The sequence below is a fragment of the Bacteroidota bacterium genome, assembly GCA_016720935.1.
GTDB lineage: Bacteria > Bacteroidota > Bacteroidia > AKYH767-A > 2013-40CM-41-45 > JADKJP01.
In genome coordinates this window covers 287,400-312,904 of sequence record JADKJP010000004.1, presented here as the reverse complement: position 1 = coordinate 312,904, position 25,505 = coordinate 287,400, and the positions used below count along the sequence as shown (strand labels likewise).

Genomic DNA, 25,505 nt, shown 5'->3' with positions numbered 1-25,505 from the left:
ATGATGAAAAGATTTCTCGTTTTATTTTGCTTGTCGGTTTCTCTCCTGCAAATAACCAATGGTGCGGAAATCGTAAAGTTAAATTCCGATTGGAAATTCCGGAAAGTTGGTGATGCCAACTGGCATCCGGCTACAGTGCCCGGCAGTGTGTATACTGATTTGTTGTCCAACAAGCTGATAGCGGATCCATATTTGAAAGACAATGCTGACCACCTTCAATGGGTCGATAGTGCAGAGTGGGAATACCAGAGTTCCTTTATCTTATCCGACGAATTGGCTAAAAGCCAGGAGGTGGAATTGGAACTTTCAGGTCTGGATACATACGCTGATGTTTTTTTGAATGATATAAATATCCTTCAGGCGGATAATATGTTCCGCACTTGGAAAGTCAATTGTCAGAAACTGATTAAACCGGGGGCGAATTCACTGCGTGTCGTTTTTTATTCCGCTTTGAAAAAAGCATCTGAAGCGGCTGCAGAAATTTCATATACTCTTCCCGGAGAAGATCGTGTGTTTACCAGAAAAGCTGCTTATCAATTTGGATGGGATTTCGCGCCACGACTGTTGGGATGTGGTATCTGGAAACCAATTGAACTGCATTTTTGGAATCACTTCACTTTTCAGGATGTTCGAATTCAGCTGAAAGAACTGACAGACAAACGCGCCACTTTGCGGATGGAAGTCGATGTGCTCGCGAATGATACCGGTTTTTTTAATTTAAAAATGATCAACAAAGGAAATGGACAGCGTCTTGGCAGGAACGAAGATTTGAAAAAGGGAATGAATACCATTTCATACGATTATCAGATTTTTGGACCAAAAAAATGGTGGTGCAATGGATATGGCGAACCTTTTCTTTATACGTTTTATTTTGAGGGCGCTGATTTCAAAGGGAATTTTGACAGGAAAGAATTTTCATATGGTTTACGTACTCTTGAACTTGTACAGGAGAAAGACAGCATTGGAAAGAGCTTCTATTTTAAATTGAATGGAGTTCCAGTGTTTGCAAAAGGAGCAAACGTAGTTCCTATGGATATGTTTCCGGGAAATATTCGTCAAGGCACAATTGACAGTCTGGTGGATGATGCGGCAACATGCAATATGAATATGCTGCGCGTTTGGGGCGGAGGCATCTATCCTGACGATGCATTTTACAAACGTTGTGATGAAAAAGGAATCCTGGTCTGGCAGGATTTTATGTTTGCCTGTTCTATGTTACCCGGCGATTCAGCATTTATTTCTTCTGTTCGTGAGGAGATAACAGATAATGTTCGCCGGCTTCGGCATCATGCAAGTATTGCATTGTGGTGCGGTAATAATGAAGCGGATGAAGGCTGGAAAAACTGGGGTTGGCAAAAGCAATACAAATATTCATCAGTTGATTCTTTAAAGATCTGGAACGATTACAATAAATTGTTTGCGGATGTGATTCCTTCAGTGTTAAAGCAGGAAGACCCTGCAAGATTTTATTGGCCATCCTCTCCTTCAATAGGCTGGGGGCATAAAGAAAGTTTACAGCAAGGAGATTCACATTACTGGGGTGTGTGGTGGGGAATGGAACCCTTTAGTAATTACGAAAATAAAGTTGGACGATTTATGTCTGAATATGGTTTCCAGGGATTACCATCAACTTCAACCATTGAATCATTTGGCACAGAAGCCAATTGGAAAACGTCTGATCCTGTGCTGAAATCACATCAGAAACATCCGACCGGTTTTGAGACAATTTCTGAATACATGAAACGGGATTATCCCGAGCCAATGAATGCAAATCAATATCGGTATTACTCCCAGTTGTTACAGGCGGATGGTCTGCAAACTGCGATTGAAGCGCATCGCAGAGCAAAGCCGAAATGTATGGGAACATTATTCTGGCAATGGAATGATCCCTGGCCCGGAATTTCCTGGAGTGCCCTTGATTATTATGGAAATTGGAAAGCATCTGCTTATGTTGTGAAAGACAGATTTAAAAATGTCATTGTTTCTCCGGTGATTGAAGGATCAAACCTGAATACCTATATCGTTTCAGATTCTATTAATGACCTTTCCTGCATCCTCGTTCTTAAATTATTTTCATTTGATGGAAAAGAACGCTGGTTGCATCAGCAGAAGTTGTCTTTAAAAGCGGGGAGTAGTACACTTTCGTTTTCAATTGATACCGGTTTTACAAAGCAAAAGATCGATCCTGCGAAAGGATATTTGCTTGCATCAGTGGTCAGTAATGGCGTTACGCTGGATCAGAGGGTGTTTTATTTTAGAAAACCGAAAGACCTGATCCTTCCCAAAGCGAAACCGGAATTTAGTTTAGATTCAAGCGGTACTTTCCTTTCTATTCGATCCAAGGTTCTTATCAAAAACCTCAGCCTTCGTGCAAACGGAAATGATCAGTTTGAATTAAATTATTTTGACATACTACCCAATGCAGAATCACGAATACAAATACCTGCGGGAATCACGGGAAAAGAAATGAAGCTGGAGGCGGAATTCCTGAATGATAAAAAGGGAATGGATAACTTCGAAATCTTAAGAGCCAAATAAATTTTCATGAAAAAAAATCTGCTGTTCGCCATTTTAATTTTAACCGGATTTTCTTCTATGGCGCAAGCTGATTATGCTGCTCTCGTCAATCCTTTCATCGGAACCGGCGGTCATGGACATACCTACCCGGGAGCTACTTTGCCCTTCGCGATGGTTCAATTGAGCCCGGATACACGCATCGATGGTAGTTGGGATGGCTGCGGAGGCTATCATTACAGCGATTCAATAATTTACGGTTTTTCCCACACACACCTGAGTGGTACAGGTTGTTCGGATTACGGAGATATTTTACTTATGCCTTTTGTTGGGAAATTTGAAAGTGATAAGAAAGTCAAATCAACATTTTCTCATGCAAACGAAAAAGCATCAACGGGATTTTATTCTGTGAAACTTTCTGAAAGCGGAGTGAACGTAGAGCTGACCAGCAGCTTACGAGCAGGTTTTCATAAATATACCTTTCCAAAATCCGATCAGTCAAAAATTCTCCTCGATCTTACTCATCGCGATGAAGTTCTTTCCTCCGAAATAACATTTGTTGATTCCATGCACATTCAAGGTTACCGACGTTCGAGTGCCTGGTCTAAGGATCAGTTGGTTTATTTTGCATTGGAATTTTCAAAGCCATATAGCAGAGTGAGTGGTGTCATTGATTCGGTGCTCTTAGAAGGAAAAAACCTTCAAAAGACATACAATTCTAAAATCATCCGGATAGCATTTCATTTCAATACAAATGAAAGCGAAGTAGTATACGTAAAAGTTGGTATTTCCGCCGTTTCAGAAGAAAACGCGCGACATAACCTTGAAGAAGAAATTCCTGATTGGAATTTTGAAAAAGTAAAAGCGGACGCGCGGACTGCCTGGAATAAAGAGCTTTCAAAAATTGAAGTGAGTGGTGGAACACAGGATCAACAAGTCACATTTTATACAGCTCTTTATCATTGCATGGTGGTTCCGAATTTGTATACGGATGTTGACGGTCGTTATCGTGGAATGGATAAGCAAGTTCACACTGCTGACGGCTTTCAGCAATACACCGTCTTTTCGCTCTGGGATACATTTCGCGCATTGCATCCTTTAATGGCCATCATTGATCGTAAACGTACACTGGACTATGTCAAAACATTTTTGAATCAATACGAGCAAGGTGGATTGTTGCCGGTGTGGGAATTGTCGGCCTACGAAACGGAATGCATGATTGGTTATCACGCTGTTCCTGTAATTCTGGATGCTTACATCAATGGTATTCGCGGTTTCGATGAAGGCAAGGCTTTACAGGCGATGTTAAAAAGCGCGCAATCCAAAAATCGTTTTGGCCTTGGCGCCTATATGGAACACGCCGGACTCGATGTGAATGATCAGCCGGAATCTGTTTCAAGAACATTGGAATATTCCTTCGATGACTGGTGCATCGCGAAATATGCTTCACTGCAATACAATTTTGAGGAATCAAAAAAATTCTATCAACGTGCGCAGTATTGGAAAAATTCCTTTGATCCGGAAACTCATTTCATGCGGCCAAAGAAAAATGCTGCCTGGCTTTCTCCCTTCGACCCTTACCAGGTGAACAATCATTATACAGAAGCGAACTCCTGGCAGTATTCTTTTTTTGTTCCTCAGGATATTCCGGGATTGATCATCGCGATGGGTGGTCCAATAAAATTCGAAGCGAAGCTGGATAGTTTGTTTTCAACCAATAGTTCCACCACCGGAAGAGAACAGGCGGATATCAGCGGAATGATTGGTCAGTATGCTCACGGTAATGAACCAAGTCATCACATGGCTTATCTCTACAATTATGTTGGCAAACCATGGAAATCACAGCAGCGCATACGCCAAATTCTCGACGGACAATATCACAGTAGTCCGGATGGATTGAGCGGTAATGAAGATTGCGGACAAATGAGCGCGTGGTATGTACTCAGTGCATTGGGCATTTATTCTGTAACTCCCGGCTCCGGTTATTTGTGTTTAGGTACACCATTGTTTCAGAAAACTGTGATTCACCTTGAGAACGGAAAGTCATTCACTACCCTTGCTCCGTCTGTTTCGAAGGAGAACTTTTATGTTTCGTCGATCACACTTAACGATAAGCCTTACACATTGAATTGGATTAAGAATGCGATTCTCCGCGAAGGTGGCACATTGAAATATACTATGTCACCTGTTCCAGAAAAAACATTCGGGACTGATTTCCCTCCATCAACAATGCCGGGTGAACCGGAGGTGCTCAATCTTGTAACAACTCCGGTGTTCAGTGATCCCGGTGTTACATTTACTGACAGCACCCGGATTGAAATTAAAGCGGGATATGGGGCGAGAATATTCTTTACTACGGATGGTTCTGAACCGACTACAGCTTCTACAGTTTACTCGAATCCAATTTTCATCGACAACGATACCACCATTAAAGCCGTAGCGATTCGAAAAGATGTGAGTAGTGCTGTTGCCACCGCAAGTTTTATCCGGAACAAACACCCAAACTGGAAAGTGAAAATACTTTCGCATTACAGTGCTCAGTATACTGCCGGTGGTGATAATGGAATTATTGACGGGGTAAGAGGAACTACCGATTGGAGAAAAGGATGCTGGCAGGGATACCAGGGAGAGGATTTTGTCGCTGTTGTTGACCTGGGATCCGTTCAGAAAATTTCAGAAGTCGGCGCCGGCTTTTTACAGGATGTTAGTCCGTGGATAATGTTCCCAAAGAAAGTAGAATATTTTACTTCGAATGACGGGAAACATTTTTCTTCTGTTCTGAAAATTTCCAATACCATTCCGGATACCGACATGAAAGCACAGGTAAAAGATTATACAGGAAAAATAAATCCTGTTTCCTCCCGCTATCTAAAAATTGTCGCTACCACCTACGGACCCTTACCTTCCTGGCATCCCGGAGCAGGTTATGATTCACATATTTTTGTGGATGAAATTTTGGTCAAGTGAAGTGTGGAAGGTGATTGATAGAAGCTTGTATTTTTTAAAATAAAAACTGCTGATATCTACTCCAGTTAGTGTTTGATCTCTAATCTGGAAATTATGGTCTCATCACACTAACCCCAAGGGCCAGGTTATTTTCAGCAAGGCTGTAATCCGCGGATTCAACAAGCAAATCTCCGTTGAGATCTTCGGGAACATATCCTGAAGCATGAAGGGAAGCCTGGTTGGCGACAGCATTCACGTCGTTGATGTCAATGGCTCCATCGCCATTGATATCGCCGTTGTAAATTGCAAATATGGAAGGTGCCACTTCTTTTAAATTGTTTCCAAAGGCAGTTGATGCACTGTTGGTAAAATCGTATCTGATCTGAGGAGCATTGAATAGTACAGGATTTGTACTCCATGTTTCTAGGGAACCAGGATGCCTGACTACAATGAAATAGGATTGTCCTGCAATGGCTGCGGGGAAGACCACCGTCACCTCTCCCCAAATATTAATAATTCCAATACTTGTAGCCGCCAGTGAAAATGGTGTAGTGGAGTTATGTAATTCAATAGTGATGTGATCAACAGCATTGTAATAGTGTGCAGGTTCAGCATTAGAAAGACGGGTTTCCATTATTCCACCGTGTAAAGGGGATACCCATGGTTTATTTGGATCGGACATCATGAAGTAGCCGTCAAAAAAAGCGGAGACAACAAGAGAAACTTCGTTATTACAAGGATCTACCCGGATTTTTCTTTGCCACCCCCCGGAAATACCAAGACCATATGGTGGGCAAAGCTCTGTAAAGTTTGAATATGTACCAAATTGAACCGTGTCAAAGGCGGTTAAGGACGAGGTTGTATAGATATTCGAAGGCCCGGTTTGAAGAATTTCAACTCCATTTCGGGCGAAGGTATAGGTTGTGTTCAATAAAATACCTGTCGGATCATCAACAGTTATTGTTAATGTATTCACTCCTCCCGGACAAATTGGTGAATGGTCTGCTGAACAGGTAATTAGTGGGAACACATCAGGTATGCCATCCTCCATAGCAGGAGAATATTCTCTTGAATAGGCTACAATAGGACCGCATAATGAGATGGCATTGATCGTACATGTGACAATCCAACCATTGTTTCCAATTACGTATGAAAAAGTCTCAGCTTCTCCCGGAAATATGTCTAGTATAACTCCATTTTGATCTTTCACGGACCAGTCATAATCTACAATGCTTCCAGGGTCCGCGTTCGTCACGGCAACAAAATCAACTAATGTTCCCATGCAGGGGTTTGTTTGAACCATGTTAACAGCTGGATACGGAAATTCAATAATATAATTTCCGTCTGTCATTCCTTGTTCAATTCCAGCTGTTGTACTGTTTATTCCATCGGTGTATTCACAGGATAGATTTTTCAGGTCTTCAAAACAAACATAGGCGATATAATAATCCGCATCCGGACCGTTTTGAACTATGGTGTTATTTATTCTCCAGATATACACTGCTCCTGGTAATCCAAAATCCGGTACCGCATGGAATGCTGCGGGAGCCGCTTCTAAAATATTCCAACGGTCTGCCCAAAATGTCATAGAAGGATAGGCTGGTTTGACAAGAGAAATGAAGCACATAAAGATTAGAAGCCTGGGAATTTTCATAATCTAATAGTATTTGGAATATTGAAGCGAATGGATGCTTTATTGATATACCAAAATTATCTTTTCTCACTAATTGGCTGACTGCATGAAGATGTAGGGGACACAGATTAAATTTTGCGAGCCCATAAAATAAATCCTTATGGAAGACGGTCATCTTTCAGGATTGACATAATAAAACCTGTGAGTTCATGAATGAGAAAAATCAGGAGAGTAAGATTTTTTTAAAAGGATGGGCGTATGATCGAAAAGAATAAATTAGTTTCAATACCCTACCTGAAATAATTGATGAAATTTTGAACCTCGAGCCTCGAACTAATAATTGTAGTACTTACTATCCCAATTCATCGAACTAAACGTCTTGTCAAACGATAGTCCTGCCCACAAGCTCAAGCCAAAAATACCAATGAAGGTGTGGAGCGTGAGCCAGATGCGAAGGTAGAGTTCGCTTTCAATGTTCCAGATATTCATCACGGAAGCGGGGAGGAGAAATGAAAATGTTGCTGCGATCAGGAAAAGTGAAATGAGATAGGTTTGCAGATTTTGCAATGGCCAGAGAAGAAAACGTTTGTACCAGGCAAGGTCCTGCCCCCATTTGTGAATGAGATAAAAAGTATTGTCATCAAGACGTGCGAAAAGCAAAGGGTCTTTGTTGATGTTTTCCAGGTTGAAAGTATGTTCAGGCGCGATGATTTTAAATTGTCCGATTTTTAATCCATACTCCGTTTCAAACTGCCTGATCTGTGCAATGGCTTCATAAGGATATTCGGAACGGAAATAATGCGAGTCCAGAAAACGCAGACGATAACGGATGCAGATTGTTTTAATGTCTTCAACTGAAAAAATCCTGTTCCTGTCTTTGTCATTGATCCGGATGCCAAGATCTCTTTCCGCGGAGGTAGATTTTAAACGCCCAAGAATTTTCTCGTCATCCTTTTGGGCTGCCTGAAGAATCTCGTGAACATCGTCAATTAAATGTTGCTTTTGTGTACGAATACGAATGAGTTCGTTTTCTAAATTTATTTTTGAGAAAATCATGGCGGAGAGATTCGGTTGTATAAAGATATCCTTGATTCCTCAGAAAAGCCTGTATGATTTTTAGAAACTACATTGATTATTCATGAAAATTGTTCCTGGCGAATCTAAAACCCACTATTTGTTTTCTCTCCTTCTCAGCTTAACAGAGGATCCATTCTGATTGATGAAATAAAGTGTTTCACCTGTAAACTGGTATTTTACTTTGTAAATCGGTTTTAAAGGGTTTGGTTTTTCGAAAAATATAAGTGTATTGTTTGTAGTGTACCACGATAAAGCGCTGTCCCTGGTTGGAATGCTTACTTTGAAATCACTTGTGTCAATTGACCCCGGGCGATACGGTTTTCCGCTGCTACTGCCACAGCCTCCATCAGCAAAGAAAACATGCAAGGTACGTGTTTCAGAAGTTGCTACCGGTGGCTTTGGATTGCTGTGCTTTGTAATGGATTCCCAGAGTCCTACAAGTCTTGAGTCGTGTTCAAATGTTATCACGGATTTTCCATTGGGAACAGGGGGCCCTTCACCGCCGGAACCCATCTTAAATGTGTCAGTGATGACGGCGATACTTGCCCGGCTTATTTTCAGAAACTCTGTGGTCGCCTGTTTGTGTTCCAGCTTTACTTCATCAAAGAGATCAAAAGTCAGTGACAACCGGTCGCTAAGGAATCGACCACGGAAATTCTGATATTGTTTTTCACGATGGATCCTCGCGCTTTGGATTTCATTGCCATTCACGCTTCCTTCAAAGGGAAATAATCCATCTGCATTCTGAATTCTTCCATTGATGGAAGAACCTGAAATTTCATCCACAAAAATAAAAACCGAATCACTTTTGATCTTGCCGTGATATTCGCCGGTGAGAGTTTGTTGTCCGTTCACTGCGACAGACAAGAACAAAAATAAAGAAGAGAGTAAGCGGGAAATTTTCACCTTGTAAATTCCTGGTGAGGAAAGGTAGTATTTTATCGGGAGCTGTAAAAAGCAAAAGAGGCTGTCTTTCGAACAGCCTCTTTGTTTTTATCATGGGGATGGGATTCTTAGTAATCCATTCCGCCGCCCATACCGCCTGGCATTGCAGGAGCTGGTTTGTCTTCTTTGATATCAGCAAGTACACATTCAGTAGTCAGCAACATGCCGGCGATAGAAGCCGCGTGCTCAAGAGCTACACGTGTAACTTTAGTAGGATCGATAACTCCTGCTGCATACAGGTTCTCGTATTTATCGCTGCGGGCATTGTAACCGAAGTCTTCTTTGCCTTCACGAACTTTCTGAACCACGATAGAACCTTCGATACCTGCATTCGCCACAATCTGACGAAGAGGTTCTTCGAGAGCGCGTTTCACGATCATGATACCGGTTGTTTCGTCATCGTTATCGCCGGTCATCTTCTCGAGCGTGTTGATGGTACGGATGTACGCGACACCACCACCCGGTACGATACCTTCTTCAACAGCAGCACGGGTAGCGTGCAATGCATCGTCAACGCGATCTTTCTTTTCCTTCATTTCAGTTTCAGTAGCTGCACCAACGTACAGAACCGCAACACCACCGGCCAGTTTCGCCAGACGTTCCTGAAGTTTCTCGCGATCGTAATCAGATGTAGTAGATTCGATCTGAGCTTTGATTTGATTTACACGCGCTGTGATATCGGCTTTTTTACCTGCACCGCCAACGATAGTTGTGTTGTCTTTGTCGATAGTGATTTTCTCCGCTTTACCGAGGTAGCTGAGGTCAGCATTCTCAAGTTTGAAACCACGCTCTTCACTGATGAGTGTTCCACCGGTGAGAATCGCGATATCTTCAAGCATTGCTTTGCGGCGATCACCAAAGCCCGGAGCTTTTACAGCAGCGACTTTCAATGAACCACGGATTTTATTCACAACAAGTGTAGCCAGTGCTTCTCCGTCGATTTCTTCGGAGATGATGAGCAATGGATTTCCTGTCTGTACTTGTTTCTCAAGAATCGGCAACAGTTCTTTCATGTTGCTGATCTTTTTATCATAAATCAGGATGTGTGGACGCTCAAGAACAGCTTCCATTTTGTCAGCGTTGGTTACGAAGTAAGGAGAGATGTAACCACGGTCGAATTGCATACCTTCTACAATTTCAACAGTAGTTTCTGTTCCTTTTGCTTCTTCAACAGTGATAACTCCTTCTTTCTTTACTTTCGCCATCGCGTCAGCAATCAGTTTGCCGATTTCGTGGTCGTTGTTAGCGGAGATAGAAGCAACCTGTTCGATTTTCTTGTTGTCATCGCCAACTTTCTTGCTCATCTTCTGGAGCATTTCAACAACTTTCTCGACAGCTTTGTCGATTCCGCGTTTCAGATCCATTGGGTTCGCTCCGGCAGCTACGTTTTTCAGTCCTGCAGTAACAATTGCCTGTGCAAGCACGGTAGCTGTTGTTGTACCGTCACCGGCAACGTCAGCGGTTTTGGAAGCGACTTCCTTCACCATTTGAGCGCCCATGTTTTCGATGGCGTCTTTCAGTTCGATTTCTTTCGCTACAGTTACACCATCTTTTGTGATAATTGGTGAGCCGAATTTTTTATCAATGATAACATTACGGCCTTTCGGTCCGAGGGTAACTTTTACTGCGTTTGCTAATGCATCCACGCCTTTTTTCAGACGGTCACGCGCTTCGATGTCAAATGTGATATCTTTTGCCATTGTTGATTTGGATTTAGTTTTAGGTTTAATAGAAAAGCAGGAAAGAATTCAAATTAAATTTCTCCCGCGAAAATGTTTTCAGTTTAGATCACTGCGAAAATATCAGATTCACGCATGATAAGATATTCACGTCCTTCGATGGTAATTTCTGTACCGGCATATTTACCATAAAGAACAGAATCGCCAACTTTAACAGTCAGGGGCTCATCTTTTTTTCCTGTACCTACAGCGATAACTTTACCGCGTTGTGGTTTTTCCTTTGCGGTATCCGGAATGATAATTCCACCTGCTGTTTTTTCTTCTGCAGCTGCTGCTTCAACAAGCACGCGGTCTGCCAACGGTTTCAATGCAACTTTACCCATTTGATTATGTGTTTTTAAGTTTTAATAATAAAATACAATGTGAAATTTAATCCTCTTGCAAAGGTCAGAAATGATGCCAGCAGCGCGGATTTGCCCGTTTTCTGACAAGATTTCCAGTTTCGGTTGAAGGGATGAAATATCTTGTCAGCAATGTGTGACACGCTGACACCTGAAGAATTCTTTCCAGATCATCCTTTCTGCGGTGAAGAGGATTTCCTGATTCGATCACAGGGATATTATAAAAAACCCCTCTGGAAGAGGGGCTTTTTCATCATTCGGATTATTTTTGTTCTGGCTGTGCCGGTTGTGGCTGAGCCTGACCAGGCTGGTTCTGCGCCGGAGGAGTCGCTACCGGAGTTTTGGAAGGAGCCGCGCCCGCGTCAATTTGTTCCTGCATGGAAGATCCAACGGTACGCTGGTCTTTATTCGGAAGTGAAAAACTTGCTGCAAGGCAGAGGATTACCAGGGAAACAGCTAAGCCCCAAGTCAGTTTTTCAACGAAATCGCTTGTTTTCTTAACGCCCATCAACTGGTTGGAACCAATGATTCCGGAGGCAATACCGCCGCCTTTTGGATTTTGAACGAGTACTACCAATACAAGGAGTACACAAGCTAAAATGATCAATACGGTAATTACAGTATACATTACAGATCTTCTTTATTCAGTTTATTGAATTGCTCGTCAATTTCCTTGACAAGGGCGGCAAAGTAACTGCTTTTTTCGGGATGAAGCAAGCTTAATTTTTCATAACTCCATCTGGCCTTGTGGTAATTGCCTTGCTGTAAATAAATCCTTGCAAGTGTCTCAGAAACAAGATCTTCGTGTTCGGCAACACTCTTTTTTGCCTGACTTACCGGCGAATAAAACTCCGCTTTCGAAGGAACTATCCTCGGCTCGGTGGCAATAAAACGGTCAATCAGAGCTGATTTTGAGCTTGAATCTACCGGAATAGGAGCATTTTCCTTTTCAACTGAAGATGTTTCAGGTTGAAACTCAATAGCCTGATGGTGATTTTTGACATCAATATTTGCCGGGAAGGCGTTGTTGTCTTCCGCGTGCACTTCCTCCACAAAACCAAAATTAGTGCTGTGGCGCGATTTTAACCAATCAGCAAAAGAACGGGGAGTGATATTTTCAGGTTCAATGTGTTCTGAACTTTTTTTCTCCCCGGGAAAAATTGAGACAACCTCTTTCTCAATCACCGGAAGATTCTCCAACGAATGAAGCAGCGTTTCTTCCAGGGCATGTTCGAGCTCAGTTTTCTCAATGATGTCAAGAGGCTTATGACTTTCCTGAAGAATAATTTCAGCAGCTTCCATCTCCGGCTCATTCAATTTCGTTTCTTCAGGGAGAAGTGGAATCTCAGATTCAGGCGTAATGTGTTTCTCGTTTACAATTACTTCTGTAGTTTTTAATTCTGACGATGAATTTTCCGGTACAGAAATTACCGGAGTCTCCTCTTTGCTTACTTCAGGAACAGCAACTTTATTTTCAGGGACTGATGTTTCTGTCGTCTCTCCCAGTATTTCTGTTAGTCTCCTCTTCAGTACTTCTCTGGGATCTTCAAAGGGAGCCGGATTTAAATCAGCCGGCAGAGATTCTACTTCTTGTTCCTCACTGAATCCGGATGAAAATGTTTCTTCTTCTCTGGATGCGGATTGAACAAGATTTAAAATTTCTCTGTTAAATTCTTCGGCAGAATTTTTCGCTTTTATTTCATTTTCATTTTCCGGAATACTGACCGGACTTTCAATGAAAGGATGAATATCAGCAGTTGCTGATTCAAGTGAAATAGAATTAACCGGACTTGTTTCTGTCTTTGGTTTTTCATCCAGAATGAAAGGGGATGAAATGTCTTCAGCCGGAGTAAATAATTTTTGAGCAGGAGCTGTAGTACGGTGAATCAATTCAAAAAGCATTTTCCGGTCACCGGCATATGCTGCAGCCAATTTTAATTGCCTGTCGTAACGAACATGTTCCTGGTCATGGTATGCTTTTGCAAGTAAAAAATGTGCAGTCTGGAAGTACGGATACTCACGCGTCATTTCCTGCAGGGAAGAAAGGTTTTCCTTGCCGGTAATCCGACTGCTTTCCATCAATTCTTTGAAATGCCTTTGATCCATTACCAGTTAATCACTGCTTTGTTAAAAATATCGTCTACCAGTTGATCGTTGATTTCCTTGATCAGCTGATCTTCTACGGATGATATATTCTGTGAACTTTCAAAATCAGCATACCGTGTAAAGCCGGTTTCGAAATTCTGTTTTTCGTCTTTCAAGTTAGTGAATTTTACATTCACGGTAATACTCAATCTGTTCTTGGCCGCCGTTTCATTCGCCTGGATGGCAAGAGGCTGAATGGTATAATTGCTGATGCTTCCTTCAAATGTCAGATCTCCTTCCCTGTCGACCAGATTCAGATTCGTTTGTGAAATGAATTTGTCTTTTAATGCTTCCGTAAAAGTCTGACTCAGGGAAGCCGGCCCCAAAGCTGCTGTCTTTTGAAAAAATCTCACCGTAATTGTCTTCACCTCCGGTGATATCGATGCACCACTCAAGGAGTAGTTTACCTTACACGCCGCAAATGAGATGAGAAGAAAAAAAAGTGATAGTGCTTTTTTCAATTTGTTGTTATGGTAATTGGTATAAGGTATTAAGTATAAGGTATTAGGTACAATGTACCAGATACTGTGTTTTAATGTTTTTCTTAGTTCAGTCCCCAGTCCCCCGTCCCTCGTCTCCCGTCCCTCCTTAATGCAAATTATACTCATTCATCTTCCTGTACAAAGTCCGTTCAGAGATACCCAGCTCTTTGGCTGCCATTTTTCTTCTGCCTTTGTGTTTTTGAAGTGCCTTCTGAATGAACTCTCTTTCTTTTTCTTCCAATGATAAGGATTCTTCTACTTCCGTGTGTTGTTGAATCGGACTAACAGTAACATTTGGCTGAATACTGCTGGGTTGTATAGTTACACCGGGATTGGATGTAGGGAAAATTGCCGGCTGAGCCTCGGCATGAATGGAATTGATCAGCGTCGCGTTTCTTTCGTGCCAGGATGGATCATTGCCTGCGCCTTTCATGATTTCACTGATCAGTGATTTCATGTCGTTCATGTCTTTTTTCATGTCGAACAAAACTTTGTACAACAATTCCCTTTCCGAAAATTCCTGGCTGCTTTTCGAATCATCACGCAACAATACCGGCAAATTGCTCAGCGGAGCAGGAGGCAGGTAGGTCATGAGTGTTTCAGCGGTGATCTCACGATTTTTTTCGAGAATGGACATTTGTTCCGACAGATTCTTAAGCTGACGAATATTTCCCGGCCATCGGTAATCAATCAAAAGTTTCTGTGCATCCGGTTGCAGACTCAAAGCCGGCACACGGTAACGTTCAGCAAAGTCATGCGCGAATTTCCGGAACAACAATAATATATCTTCTTTCCGGTCACGCAATGGAGGGACACGGATCGGAACAGTATTCAAACGGTAATAAAGATCTTCCCTGAATTTTCCGTGTTCTATGGCCTGGATGAGATCTACATTCGTTGCTCCGACAACACGAACATTTGTCTTCTGGGATTTCGATGAGCCAACTTTTATAAATTCACCTGATTCAAGTACGCGAAGCAAACGTACCTGGGTATTTAAGGGAAGTTCGCCTACTTCATCCAGAAAAATTGTTCCTCCATTGGCGACTTCAAAATATCCTTTCCGTGCTTCATGAGCGCCGGTGAATGAACCTTTTTCATGTCCGAACAATTCGGAATCAATCGTTCCTTCAGGAATTGCACCGCAGTTTACCGCGATATAAGTACCGTGTTTACGCGCGCTGAGTTGATGAATGATCTGAGGAAAAACTTCCTTTCCAACTCCGCTTTCCCCGAAAATCAAAATGGATACATCCGTAGATGCAACCTGCCGCGCTACATTAATGGCATGTTCGAGCTGGGGAGAATTCCCGATGATGCCGAAGCGGGCTTTTATTTCGTTAATGGTCATTGTGTTGGTAGATTAATCTGTTCTTTCCCTCTTTATTAAAGAACTTCACCAATGAGTGTTCCACCTGTGCAATCCGTTATTTTCACATGAACGTAGTCACCCGGTTTAAAATTCTTTTTTGGGAATACAACAACTTTTCCTTCACTGCTTCTTCCGGATAAATGATCTTCCGAACGCTTTGAAATGGATTCAATCAATACTTCTACTGTTATACCGATATCTCTCTTATTACTTTCAAGAGATAATTTTTTCTGCATGTCGATTATCTCTGTCAATCTCCTGCTTTTCACTTCTTCAGGAATATCGTCAGGATATTTTCTCGCGGCAAGCGTACCCGGACGTTCAGAATATTTAAACATGTAAGCATAATCATATCCTGCCCATTCCATTATGCTCAAAGTTTCACGGTGATCTTCTTCTGTCTCCGTGCAATAACCGGTAATGATATCCGTAGACAAACTGCAGCCCGGAAGTATCCTTCGAATGGATTCAATTCGGTCCATGTATTGCTGACGTGTATACCCACGATTCATTTTTTCCAGGATTGCCGTACTGCCACTTTGTATCGGAAGGTGGATGTATTTCGCGATGTTTTCATGTTTTGCCATAACATACAACACCGCATCTGTCATGTCTCTCGGATTGGATGTTGAAAAACGAATCCGTAGTTTTTTATCTACAGCTGCTACCCGATCCAGTAAATCCGCGAAGGTGGTAAACTGTGCCTGTTCATCTTCAGGGAGATTGTGTGAGAGCGCGGCATGTGCTTTATCTTCCGGTAAATCTTTTTTCGGACCACCACCCCACCAGAGGTAGGAGTCAACATTTTGTCCCAACAAAGTAACTTCACGATAACCCTGATCAAATAATTCTTTAGCTTCTTTGATTATTGATTCAGGATCACGGCTGCGTTCACGGCCTCGTGTAAACGGTACCACGCAAAATGCGCACATGTTGTCGCATCCTCGTGTGATTGAAATGAACGCGGTGATTCCATTTGAACCCAGACGAACCGGACTGATCTCCGCGTAAGTTTCTTCTCTCGACAAAAGCGTATTCACGGCTTTTTGTCCTGAGCCTGCAGCTTTCACAAGGTTTGGAAGATCACGGTATGAATCAGGACCAACCACGATGTCTACAAGTTTTTCTTTCTCGAGTAATTCTGTCTTCAGTCGTTCCGCCATGCAACCCAGAACGCCAACAATCAGTCCCGGATTTTTCCTTTTCTTCTGACGAAAATCTTTGAGTCTCGCCCAAATTCGTTGTTCAGCATTGTCCCTGATCGCGCAGGTATTTAAAAAGATTACATCCGCGTCATCCGTGGAGGATGTTGTCTGAAACCCCAAATCAGTCATGATGGACGCAATGATCTCGCTGTCCGAAAAATTCATCGCGCAGCCATAACTCTCCAGGTACATTTTTTTACCCGTGTTCAATGGCGTTTCTTTTACAAGAACTTCTCCCTGCCGCGATTCATCAATTACTTTGTTCAATTCACTTTCCATTCAAGATTTTTTGGGGAATGCAAAGATACATCTTAAAATGGTGTCTGACAAGATGGCAGAGTGATTTGGAATCTACTTTAACAAAAGTAAATAGCTGTAATTCAATAACATGAAAATCTTTAATTCTCTGATGAAGTAAAATCTTGAATGTAAATTGCTATTCCGCTTTATTGGATTTTCAAAGGAACTCGTCCACATTAAAAGAGAGCATTCCCGATTGGAAATCCAAAATTCCCGTTCAACGGCAATTATTTCAGGTTTGAGAACTTCTTTTTTCGGGATTTGTGTAATTAACATACTTTGGTCCAATCATGACACACGAAGAATCAAATTATCAGGAAATCAGGAAATCAACGCTCTTCTGGTTGATTTTTATTGTCATTGCCAATCTTTTCCTGCTTGGAATCGGTAAGACAGATGCTCAAACGCTAAGTTCGGTTGATGGGAGTCTCTCAAGTTCAAATACGCAACCGCTAATCGAAAGCAATCTTCAAAAACAGTCTTCACTGTTGACCGAAATTGTTTGCAAAGAATTGAATTTCTGGACAGTTGATGCTCAGGGTGCCATTTTACAATGGCAATTATCCGGCAACTCTGTTTCATTGACGGACACGATTTTTCAAACATCTCCAATGGTCTCGATTGCCTATACGGATAATCTCAATGGGGGAACGCTTTCAAGAACATTTTATGGATCAAATTCCTATCATGGAAGTGACCTGTATTATTACAATGGACAAGATTGGGATACACTTCCTTTTCCCGGTGGAGCCACAGTTCCCAATGCAGGAGGCTACCATTCATATCTTTATTTTCAGGCGTTGATACATGGTTCATTAAGCGATGCGATCATCCGTTTTGATGGAATTCATCAGGATACAATTTTCATCTTACCGTATGGACATAATTTCACCATTGCAGATATTGCGGTAGATGCGTTGGGCAATATCTGGTGTATGGTTGGAACACAAGCCCTTCAATCTGATTCCATTGTGGTAATTGACCCTTCAGGAAACTTAATACGGTCTTTTGCAATAAGTGTGAATACAACTCACGCATATGGATGCTTTCTTCTTAATGATGAATTCTATGTTGTTTTCGGAAGTGGAAATTCCCAATATCCTTCATCAATAGTTCAATTCAGTTTTTCTGGAAATCAGGCGAGTATTCAGCAAGTGATTCCATTTCCAAATAATGATTTTACAGATGTTGCTTCTTGTGTGCCGGGAATGCCATTGATTCTTAGTCTTAATTCCCGGTTTCCACAAGAGGAAGGGTTGGTTTTATCTCCAAATCCTGCCGGATCACTGCTTCATATTCGCTTTCCTTCGGAACAGAATGTTACACCTATATTAATAGTATATGATTTGACGGGAAAAGAAGTGATGAGGGAAATGTTGAATTCCTTTGATGTTGAGCTGAAATTAAGCGGAATTGAGAAGGGAGTGTATATGCTCAGAATCATTTCCGGGCATAAGTTGTACACATCACGATTTGTTAAGGATTGAATCAGATTGTTGATATGCAACGTATTAATTATATCATAAGATGGAATTCGAACGAAGTATGAGCGTGAAATTATTTTTCTACCCCCAGGGGTTAGATTGAAACAGGACTCCTTATCTTGCCAATCTATTAAAATTCAATTTCTACAGATTTTATATGTCCATCAAACTTGAAAGTCTTTGCCTCTCTGTAAGTTCCGATAATTCGGGGTTTTCTGATTGTTTTGAGATTACATCAACCGCGATTCAAAATGCGCTAATGAACCAGCGTTCAGAAATAGATATCATCTCCACTTTTGTTGAGGCTGCAAGGAAGATGGTTGACAATGGCAAATTCAAGGCATATAGAATCCGGATTAAATGCAACAACAAATGGTTGTATTTATCGGATGTTTGGGGTGAAGAAACGGAATAAAATTCTTCCATCGCGTTTGGATTGTTCTGTGATTTTGCCGGGATCTCAAAAGGTTTTGATTAATTGGAATTGAATAATAATAATCCATCAGACTTCTTCTTTCGTTCCTGATTTTTTTATTCAATATTCTGAAACATTCAGATTCCATTAAATTGAGCGTTGGATTTTTTAGCCAATCAATTATTTTGTTTTAAAAAAGAGGGAACTTTTAAAAACCTGCGAACAAAAATTGTGTAAAAAATTCAAAACATCTTTCTTCGGTGTTTGAGAAAATTTTCGCGAAAAAAATCAAAATCAATGATTCAGAGAAATTGGATAGATTCTGTTTTTGTTACAAAAATATTTTCAATCACTTGATTTCCGCGTCAATAAAGGATTTGAAGACATTTGAAAATCGGCAGAAGACAAAGGATTTGTTCTATTAAAAAGAAAATTCTTTTATTTGCGCCCACTGAAATATAAAGGATGGCAAAAAATCTTGTAATCGTTGAGTCACCGGCAAAGGCAAAAACCATTGAAGGATATCTCGGAAAAGACTATACCGTGAAATCCAGTTATGGTCATGTCCGCGATCTGGTGAAGAGTGGAATGGGAATTAAAGTTGAGAAAAACTTTGAACCTGTATACGAAATCAGCAAGGACAAGGAGGATGTGATCAATGATCTGAAGAAGTTGGTGAAGAAGGCAGATGTTGTCTGGCTCGCGACGGATGAGGACCGAGAAGGAGAAGCCATTTCGTGGCATTTGTTTGAAGCCCTCAAACTGGATGATAAAAATACACATCGTATTGTGTTTCATGAGATCACAAAAAAAGCGATCACGGAAGCCATCAAACATCCCAGGAAGATTGATAAACATCTTGTTGACGCGCAACAAGCCAGAAGAATTCTTGACCGGCTTGTAGGTTTTGAGTTATCACCGGTTCTCTGGAAAAAAGTCCGCCCTCAGCTTTCGGCCGGTCGGGTACAATCCGTAACAGTACGACTCATCGTTGAACGCGAACGCGAAATTGACGCGCACAAAGTCGCTTCTTCTTTCAGAGTCGTAGCAATTTTTGAAGCGGATGGAAAATCGTTTAAAGCCGAATTGCCAAAACGTTTTAAAACTCAGGCAGAGGCTCAGAAATTTCTGGAACAATGTATCGGCGCGAATTTCAGTGTAAAAAATCTGGAAATAAAACCCGGCAAACGTTCACCATCAGCGCCATTCACGACTTCTACTCTCCAGCAGGAGGCCAGCAGAAAACTTGGTTTCAGCGTCGCGCAAACTATGGTTCTTGCTCAACGATTGTATGAAAGTGGTAAGATCACTTACATGCGTACCGATTCTGTGGCGCTGTCACAGGATGCACTCACCATGGCGGAAAGTGTGATCACAAAAAATTACGGAAAGAAATACGTAGAGATACATCAGTACAAAAATAAAATCGCCTCGGCTCAGGAAGCTCACGAAGCCATTCGTCCGACTGATCTTGCCGTAGAAGAGGTGGAAGCGGATTCACGCGAACAAAAACTGTACAGCCTCATCTGGAAACGTACCATCGCGTCACAGATGGCGGATGCGCAATTGGAAAAAACGGTTGTGACCATTACTTCCACACAAACCAAAGAAGATTTTGTCGCTTCCGGTGAAGTAATCAAATTCGACGGGTTCCTGAAAGTGTACATGGAAAGTACGGATGATGAAGCTCCGGAAGATCAGGAAGGCATTTTGCCTCCGATGAAAGTTGGCGACAAACTCAAACTCAATGAGGTTACAGCTACAGAACGATTCACATATCCGCCACCACGCTATACAGAAGCATCCCTCGTAAAAAAACTGGAAGAACTCGGTATCGGTCGTCCTTCTACCTATGCGCCGACAATTTCTACCGTTCAAAAACGTGGGTATGTAGTGAAAGAAGAACGCCAGGGAAGAGAACGTCCTTACCAGGTGCTTACTTTGAAAAAGAGTAAAATCACTACCGAGACAAAAACGGAAATTACCGGAGCAGAAAAAAATAAATTATTCCCTACAGATATAGGTATGTTGGTGAATGATTTCCTTGTTCTGAATTTTAAAGAGATTCTTGATTATAATTTTACTGCCTATGTCGAAAAAGAATTCGACGATATCGCCAATGGTGAATTGAAATGGCAAAAAATGATCAAGGAGTTTTACGGGCCGTTCCATATTACTGTCACAACTACCGAAAAGGAATCAGAACGCGTAACCGGAGAAAGAATTCTTGGTAAGGATCCTGTAAGCGGACTTACATTATTGGTAAGAGTAGGTCGTTTTGGTCCGATGGCGCAGATTGGAACTACAGAAGAAACTGAGAAGCCACGCTATGCAAAAATGAGAAACGATCAGCGTCTCGATACCATCACGCTCGAGGAAGCGCTGGATCTTTTCAAAATGCCGCGCAAACTTGGTTTGTATGAAGATACTGAAGTACAGGTTTCGATCGGAAGGTTTGGTCCATATGTGCGTCTTGGTGATTTCTATGTTTCTATCAAGAAAGAAGAAGATCCATACACGATCACTTATGATCGCTGTGTTGAGTTGATCGAAGAAAAAAGAAAATCAAACGCGGAAAAAATAATTCAATCCTTCGAAGAGGATAAAACCGTTCAGGTACTCAACGGTCGATGGGGCCCGTACATCGCTTATGGAGATCGTAATATAAAGATCCCCAAAGACCGTGATCCCAAATCCCTCAGCCTCACTGAAATTCACGAAATCGCCGCTTCCACTCCTGTGACCCCGAAGAAAAAGGCGGCATGGCGGAAGAAGAAGGCGTGATTGGATGTTGGTGGTTAGTTCTTAGTTGTTAGTGGTTGGTGCTTAGTGCTTAGTGGGTGGTGCTTAGAAAAAGGATACGAAAACTGCAAAAGATTATCTTCTCGTTTCGATAACCGATAATCTCGGATAAAAGCCCATTTACTCCCGACTCACACTCACACTCACACCCACACCCACACTCACACCCACACTCACACTCACACCCACACTCACCCTCACACCCCACACTCACACTCATCTTGGATCTTTCTCTCTATTTCAAACCCTTAAATCCCGACAGGTTCGGAGCGGCGACGGAGCAAAAAAATTGTCTGGGCTCGGTGGTTCAGAAATTTATTGATCCGGAGAAGTTCCCTGATTTTACGGGTTGCGACATTGCGATTATTGGTGTTGAGGAAGACCGTGGAGCTGTACACAATGATGGTTGTGGAAGAGCACCGGATGTTGTTCGTGAGAAACTTTACACACTACGCACAGCCCGTTATCCTTACAAAGTAGTTGACCTTGGTAATATTATTCCGGGTGAAAGTCTCACGGATACCTATGCTGCTGTTTCGGCAATTTTGGTTGAGTTGTTTAAAGAAGGTGTTCTTCCTGTGATACTTGGCGGCAGTCAGGATCTCACATTCGCGCAGTATGTAGCATATCAGAAATTGGAAGAGACCGTCAATATAGTTTCGGTGGATGCGCGTTTCGATCTGGGAACCTCAGAAGAACCGAATAATTCAGATTCATATCTTGGAAAAATCGTTTTGCACGAGCCGAATTTTCTGTTCAACTTCAGCAATATCGGTTACCAGACTTATTTTGTAGGTCATGAACAGATCGATCTGATGGAGAAGCTCTACTTTGATGCGTATCGCCTCGGGCAGGTTCGAAGGGATATGGAAGAAGTTGAACCCATCGTACGGAACGCGGATATTCTTTCTTTTGATATTACTGCAATTCGTCAGAGTGATGCACCCGGAAATGGCAACGCGACACCCAATGGTTTTTATGGTGAGGAAGCCTGCCAGATAGTTCGTTATGCCGGTTTGAGTGATAAGCTTACATCATTCGGCCTCTACGAGATCAATCCGCTTTTCGACAACCATGATCAAACTTCTCATCTGGCAGCTCAGATGATCTGGTATCTGATGGATGGTTTTTACAATCGCAAAAAAGATGTTCCGCTGAAGAGCAAGACAGAATTTATCAAGTACCGGGTGAATATCAAGAAGTCGGACCAGGAAATTGTTTTTTACAAGAGTAACAAAAGCGAACGCTGGTGGATGGAAGTACCGTATCCGGGTAATAAAGTCCGGTATCACAAGCACCATCTTGTGCCCTGCTCATACAGGGATTACGAAACCGCGTGCAATGACGAGATGCCGGAACGCTGGTGGCAGGCATTTCAAAAACTCAGCTAAGTCTTTTTTTCTGAAGGGGTAACTTTTGCTGATTCTTAACGTGTAAGAATCAGGCGAAAAAGTCATGGAAAAATCCGGGCGAATATTAACATCGGGCTACTCAAAAAAATTTTGTTTATAGTTTTATTTTTTCATTACTTTACCCGCTCAACACGATTTGGAATGCAAAAACCGCATTCCAGTACAAAGTCCGAAGATGCGTAAAACACTTACGGTTGCGTTTTTTATTGCCATCCTGGGGAGCAGCCTGGCTGCTCTTGCACAACAGGACCCCCAATTCAGCCAAAATATGTTCACCAAATTGTCGGTGAATCCAGGTGTCGCAGGCGCTAATGACGCGATCTGTGGAACCTTATTGTACCGCAATCAGTGGACAGGATTTGGCGGCGAGCCGAAAACCATGTTGTTTACAGCTGATATGCCTTTGGATGTGATCCATGGAGCAGTTGGCTTATCCATTTATGCTGCCGATAATCTGGGTGCTGAAAAAAATCTTAGCCTGAGAGGCGCTTACGCGTATCGCGCAGACCTGGGTGCAGGAAGAATTGGTATCGGAGTAAATCTGGGTTATCATCAGAAGTCTATCGATGGTTCTAAATTCATTTACAACGACATCGGTGATCAGAGTATCCCTCTGAATTCCGTGAGCGGAGGTACTTTCGATCTTGGATTTGGAGCTTATTATAATACCGATCGTTTGTATGTGGGTCTGTCGGCCCAGCACCTAACACAAGGTGATATTAAGTATAGTAACATCACCACCTCTCTTGCCCGCCATTATTATCTAATGGCAGGATACAATGTTGACTTAACTTCTTCGTTAACACTAAAACCAATGATAATGCTGAAATCGGATGCGGTTTCTACGCAGGCTGATTTTAACGCGAATCTTTGGATCAATAATCGTTTCTGGGTCGGGGGTTCATATCGTTTACAGGATGCTATCGTACTATTGGCAGGACTGGAAATTGTACCGAACCTGAAATTGGGGTATTCTTACGATCTGACAACATCAGATATCAAAACATACAGCAGCGGAACGCACGAGGTGATGCTGGGGTATTGTTTCAAACCTAATAAAGTAGTAAAGCGTCAGTTCCACCGGAATGTAAGATTCTTGTGACAATTGACAGTTATTGAGGGAAATGATTGCTTAGATTTGATGAAACCAAAGGTGTATCAGGCCGTTAAAGGATGTCACACCAAAACTGGCTTCAATTGATTGAGTGCAAATTCTTATTTGGAAACAGTTCAACTTCTCATAAAAAAATGAATCTCAAGACCTTAGGGATCAAGAAATTTGGTTTTCTGTATTCCATTGTTCTGTTGAGCCTGGCGGGCTGCGGCAGCGGGAACAAGGGTGAACTCACCGGCGTTCCGAACAGGGAAAGATGGTATCAGGCCGACCCTTACGGGATGGTCTATATCCCGGCTGGTTCCTATAACATGGGCCCGAGTGATCAGGACGTACCTTATGCAATTACTGCACAAGCGAAATCCGTGACCATTCCTGCGTTCTACATGGACAATACCGAAATCACCAATAACGAATACCGCCAATTCGTGTATTGGGTGCGTGATTCATTGGCTCACCGTCTGATTGGTGGAGAGCACCTCATTGAAGAGGGTGAATATGGAGAAAGAATTAACTGGCGCGAGAAAATCAAGTGGGATGATGATCAGAATGAAGAAACGCTTGCTGAGCTTTTCCTTCCTGAGACAGAACGTTTCTATCGCCGTAAAGAAATTGATACTCGTAAACTCAATTTTGAATACTACTGGATCGACCTTCGTTCAGCTGCCGCGAAAGAAAATCGTGAGCAAGGGATGCGCGACCGTTCAGTGTTTATCAAGAAAGATGTAATCAATGTTTACCCGGATACTTTATCCTGGATCCACGACTATACTTATTCATATCATGAGCCATTAACACAAATGTATTTCTGGCATCCATCCTATGATGATTATCCTGTAGTAGGTGTATCCTGGAAACAGGCCCGTGCTTTCTGTATCTGGAGAACACAATTACTCAACAGCTATCTTGCCGATAATGGCGGTTCTTTTGTTCAGGATTTCCGTCTGCCGACAGAATCTGAATGGGAATATGCCGCTCGTGGTGGTCTGGACTTGTCTCCGTATCCTTGGGGAGGTCCTTACATCCGTAACAGCCGTGGTTGTTTCCTTGGAAACTTTAAACCGATGCGCGGTAATTACATGGATGATGGCGGTGTTTACACAGTAAAAGCTACTTCTTACTGGCCGAACGATTACGGTCTGTACTGCATGGCCGGTAACGTTTCCGAGTGGACCAGCAATGCATTTGATGAATCTGCGTATAGTTTTACTCATGACGTGAGTACTGATTACGAATATGAAGCAAAGGATTCTGATCCTCCTTCATTAAAGCGTAAAGTAATCCGTGGCGGTTCCTGGAAAGACGTCATGTATTATCTGCAAACAGGCTCCCGTACCTTTGAATATCAGGACACAGCCAAGTGTTATGTTGGCTTCCGTTGTGTCATGAGTTTCCTCGGTCGTGATAAGGCTGATTACTAGAATTTACCGGAATTCCCGATCCTCCCGTTCGGGTTTTTCGCCGAATTATATTATCATTGACTATTACCAAAACTCGACAAACAAATCAACGTCTAACCAATAAATCAATTCGAAAACTATGGGACTTAGCGAATTAACACAAGGAAAGAAGTTCAAGA

18 protein-coding genes are annotated in these 25,505 nt (G+C 42.2%); 8 read left to right on the top strand and 10 right to left on the bottom strand.

Features of this window, described 5'->3' with window-relative positions:
• Positions 1-3 precede the first annotated feature (3 nt).
• Together IPP86_05400 and IPP86_05395 are read left to right on the top strand one after the other, a co-directional pair.
• Positions 4-2,538: a glycoside hydrolase family 2 protein gene (locus IPP86_05400; GenBank protein ID MBL0137949.1), complete on the top strand. Its 2,535-nt coding sequence runs from the start codon at positions 4-6 to the stop codon at positions 2,536-2,538.
• Between the two features lie 6 nt (positions 2,539-2,544).
• A complete protein-coding gene (locus IPP86_05395; GenBank protein MBL0137948.1) occupies positions 2,545-5,481 on the top strand; it encodes a GH92 family glycosyl hydrolase in 2,937 nt (978 codons plus the stop codon).
• 91 nt (positions 5,482-5,572) lie between these two features.
• On the opposite strand, the gene IPP86_05390 is transcribed toward IPP86_05395, so the two are convergent.
• The 10 genes from IPP86_05390 to miaB form a co-directional block, all read right to left on the bottom strand.
• Positions 5,573-7,048, bottom strand: coding sequence for a hypothetical protein (locus tag IPP86_05390; protein ID MBL0137947.1), 1,476 nt, complete (start codon positions 7,046-7,048; stop codon positions 5,573-5,575).
• 378 nt (positions 7,049-7,426) lie between these two features.
• A complete protein-coding gene (locus IPP86_05385; GenBank protein MBL0137946.1) occupies positions 7,427-8,149 on the bottom strand; it encodes a hypothetical protein in 723 nt (240 codons plus the stop codon).
• A 114-nt stretch (positions 8,150-8,263) separates the two neighbouring features.
• The gene (locus IPP86_05380; GenBank protein ID MBL0137945.1) at positions 8,264-9,076 is read right to left on the bottom strand and encodes a hypothetical protein; all 813 of its coding nucleotides are present in this window, start codon (positions 9,074-9,076) and stop codon (positions 8,264-8,266) included.
• A gap of 107 nt (positions 9,077-9,183) precedes the next feature.
• The gene (gene groL / locus IPP86_05375) at positions 9,184-10,815 is read right to left on the bottom strand and encodes a chaperonin GroEL (GenBank protein ID MBL0137944.1); all 1,632 of its coding nucleotides are present in this window, start codon (positions 10,813-10,815) and stop codon (positions 9,184-9,186) included.
• A gap of 83 nt (positions 10,816-10,898) precedes the next feature.
• Entirely contained in the window at positions 10,899-11,177 is a 279-nt protein-coding gene (gene groES, locus IPP86_05370; protein MBL0137943.1) for a co-chaperone GroES, read from the bottom strand.
• Positions 11,178-11,457: 280 nt separating this feature from the next.
• Positions 11,458-11,823 carry a preprotein translocase subunit SecG gene (secG, locus tag IPP86_05365; GenBank protein MBL0137942.1) on the bottom strand — a complete coding sequence of 122 codons (366 nt, stop codon included), beginning with the start codon at positions 11,821-11,823 and terminating at the stop codon, positions 11,458-11,460.
• A complete protein-coding gene (locus tag IPP86_05360; GenBank protein ID MBL0137941.1) occupies positions 11,823-13,301 on the bottom strand; it encodes a hypothetical protein in 1,479 nt (492 codons plus the stop codon). The genes secG and IPP86_05360 overlap by 1 nt, the downstream gene beginning before the upstream one ends.
• On the bottom strand, positions 13,301-13,948 hold the full coding sequence (locus IPP86_05355) for an LptE family protein (protein ID MBL0137940.1): 648 nt from the start codon (positions 13,946-13,948) through the stop codon (positions 13,301-13,303). The genes IPP86_05360 and IPP86_05355 overlap by 1 nt, the downstream gene beginning before the upstream one ends.
• A complete protein-coding gene (locus tag IPP86_05350) occupies positions 13,929-15,173 on the bottom strand; it encodes a sigma-54-dependent Fis family transcriptional regulator (GenBank protein MBL0137939.1) in 1,245 nt (414 codons plus the stop codon). Before IPP86_05350 ends, IPP86_05355 begins: the two co-directional genes overlap by 20 nt.
• A gap of 35 nt (positions 15,174-15,208) precedes the next feature.
• Complete coding sequence (gene miaB / locus IPP86_05345) at positions 15,209-16,666, bottom strand: tRNA (N6-isopentenyl adenosine(37)-C2)-methylthiotransferase MiaB (protein ID MBL0137938.1); 1,458 nt, start codon at positions 16,664-16,666, stop codon at positions 15,209-15,211.
• A gap of 323 nt (positions 16,667-16,989) precedes the next feature.
• Between miaB and IPP86_05340 the strand changes: the two genes are divergently transcribed.
• The 6 genes from IPP86_05340 (at position 16,990) to IPP86_05315 (ending at position 25,347) form a co-directional block, all read left to right on the top strand.
• On the top strand, positions 16,990-18,186 hold the full coding sequence (locus IPP86_05340) for a T9SS type A sorting domain-containing protein (protein MBL0137937.1): 1,197 nt from the start codon (positions 16,990-16,992) through the stop codon (positions 18,184-18,186).
• Between the two features lie 154 nt (positions 18,187-18,340).
• Positions 18,341-18,598 carry a hypothetical protein gene (locus IPP86_05335; GenBank protein MBL0137936.1) on the top strand — a complete coding sequence of 86 codons (258 nt, stop codon included), beginning with the start codon at positions 18,341-18,343 and terminating at the stop codon, positions 18,596-18,598.
• A gap of 465 nt (positions 18,599-19,063) precedes the next feature.
• Positions 19,064-21,382, top strand: coding sequence for a type I DNA topoisomerase (gene topA / locus IPP86_05330; protein ID MBL0137935.1), 2,319 nt, complete (start codon positions 19,064-19,066; stop codon positions 21,380-21,382).
• 239 nt (positions 21,383-21,621) lie between these two features.
• Positions 21,622-22,791: a formimidoylglutamase gene (locus IPP86_05325; protein MBL0137934.1), complete on the top strand. Its 1,170-nt coding sequence runs from the start codon at positions 21,622-21,624 to the stop codon at positions 22,789-22,791.
• A 196-nt stretch (positions 22,792-22,987) separates the two neighbouring features.
• Positions 22,988-23,914, top strand: a complete 927-nt coding sequence (locus IPP86_05320) for a type IX secretion system membrane protein PorP/SprF (GenBank protein ID MBL0137933.1) — start codon at positions 22,988-22,990, stop codon at positions 23,912-23,914.
• 146 nt (positions 23,915-24,060) lie between these two features.
• Positions 24,061-25,347, top strand: a complete 1,287-nt coding sequence (locus IPP86_05315) for an SUMF1/EgtB/PvdO family nonheme iron enzyme (protein ID MBL0137932.1) — start codon at positions 24,061-24,063, stop codon at positions 25,345-25,347.
• Positions 25,348-25,505: the final 158 nt, after the last annotated feature.

Coding starts and splice junctions, on each gene's coding strand:
- IPP86_05400 (MBL0137949.1), top strand. CDS start 4: ATGAAAAGATTTCTCGTTTTATTTTGCTTGTCGGTTTCTCTCCTGCAA.
- IPP86_05395 (MBL0137948.1), top strand. CDS start 2,545: ATGAAAAAAAATCTGCTGTTCGCCATTTTAATTTTAACCGGATTTTCT.
- IPP86_05390 (MBL0137947.1), bottom strand. CDS start 7,048: ATGACATTTTGGGCAGACCGTTGGAATATTTTAGAAGCGGCTCCCGCA.
- IPP86_05385 (MBL0137946.1), bottom strand. CDS start 8,149: ATGATTTTCTCAAAAATAAATTTAGAAAACGAACTCATTCGTATTCGT.
- groL (MBL0137944.1), bottom strand. CDS start 10,815: ATGGCAAAAGATATCACATTTGACATCGAAGCGCGTGACCGTCTGAAA.
- groES (MBL0137943.1), bottom strand. CDS start 11,177: ATGGGTAAAGTTGCATTGAAACCGTTGGCAGACCGCGTGCTTGTTGAA.
- secG (MBL0137942.1), bottom strand. CDS start 11,823: ATGTATACTGTAATTACCGTATTGATCATTTTAGCTTGTGTACTCCTT.
- IPP86_05360 (MBL0137941.1), bottom strand. CDS start 13,301: ATGGATCAAAGGCATTTCAAAGAATTGATGGAAAGCAGTCGGATTACC.
- IPP86_05355 (MBL0137940.1), bottom strand. CDS start 13,948: ATGAGTATAATTTGCATTAAGGAGGGACGGGAGACGAGGGACGGGGGA.
- IPP86_05350 (MBL0137939.1), bottom strand. CDS start 15,173: ATGACCATTAACGAAATAAAAGCCCGCTTCGGCATCATCGGGAATTCT.
- IPP86_05340 (MBL0137937.1), top strand. CDS start 16,990: ATGACACACGAAGAATCAAATTATCAGGAAATCAGGAAATCAACGCTC.
- IPP86_05335 (MBL0137936.1), top strand. CDS start 18,341: ATGTCCATCAAACTTGAAAGTCTTTGCCTCTCTGTAAGTTCCGATAAT.
- topA (MBL0137935.1), top strand. CDS start 19,064: ATGGCAAAAAATCTTGTAATCGTTGAGTCACCGGCAAAGGCAAAAACC.
- IPP86_05320 (MBL0137933.1), top strand. CDS start 22,988: ATGCGTAAAACACTTACGGTTGCGTTTTTTATTGCCATCCTGGGGAGC.
- IPP86_05315 (MBL0137932.1), top strand. CDS start 24,061: ATGAATCTCAAGACCTTAGGGATCAAGAAATTTGGTTTTCTGTATTCC.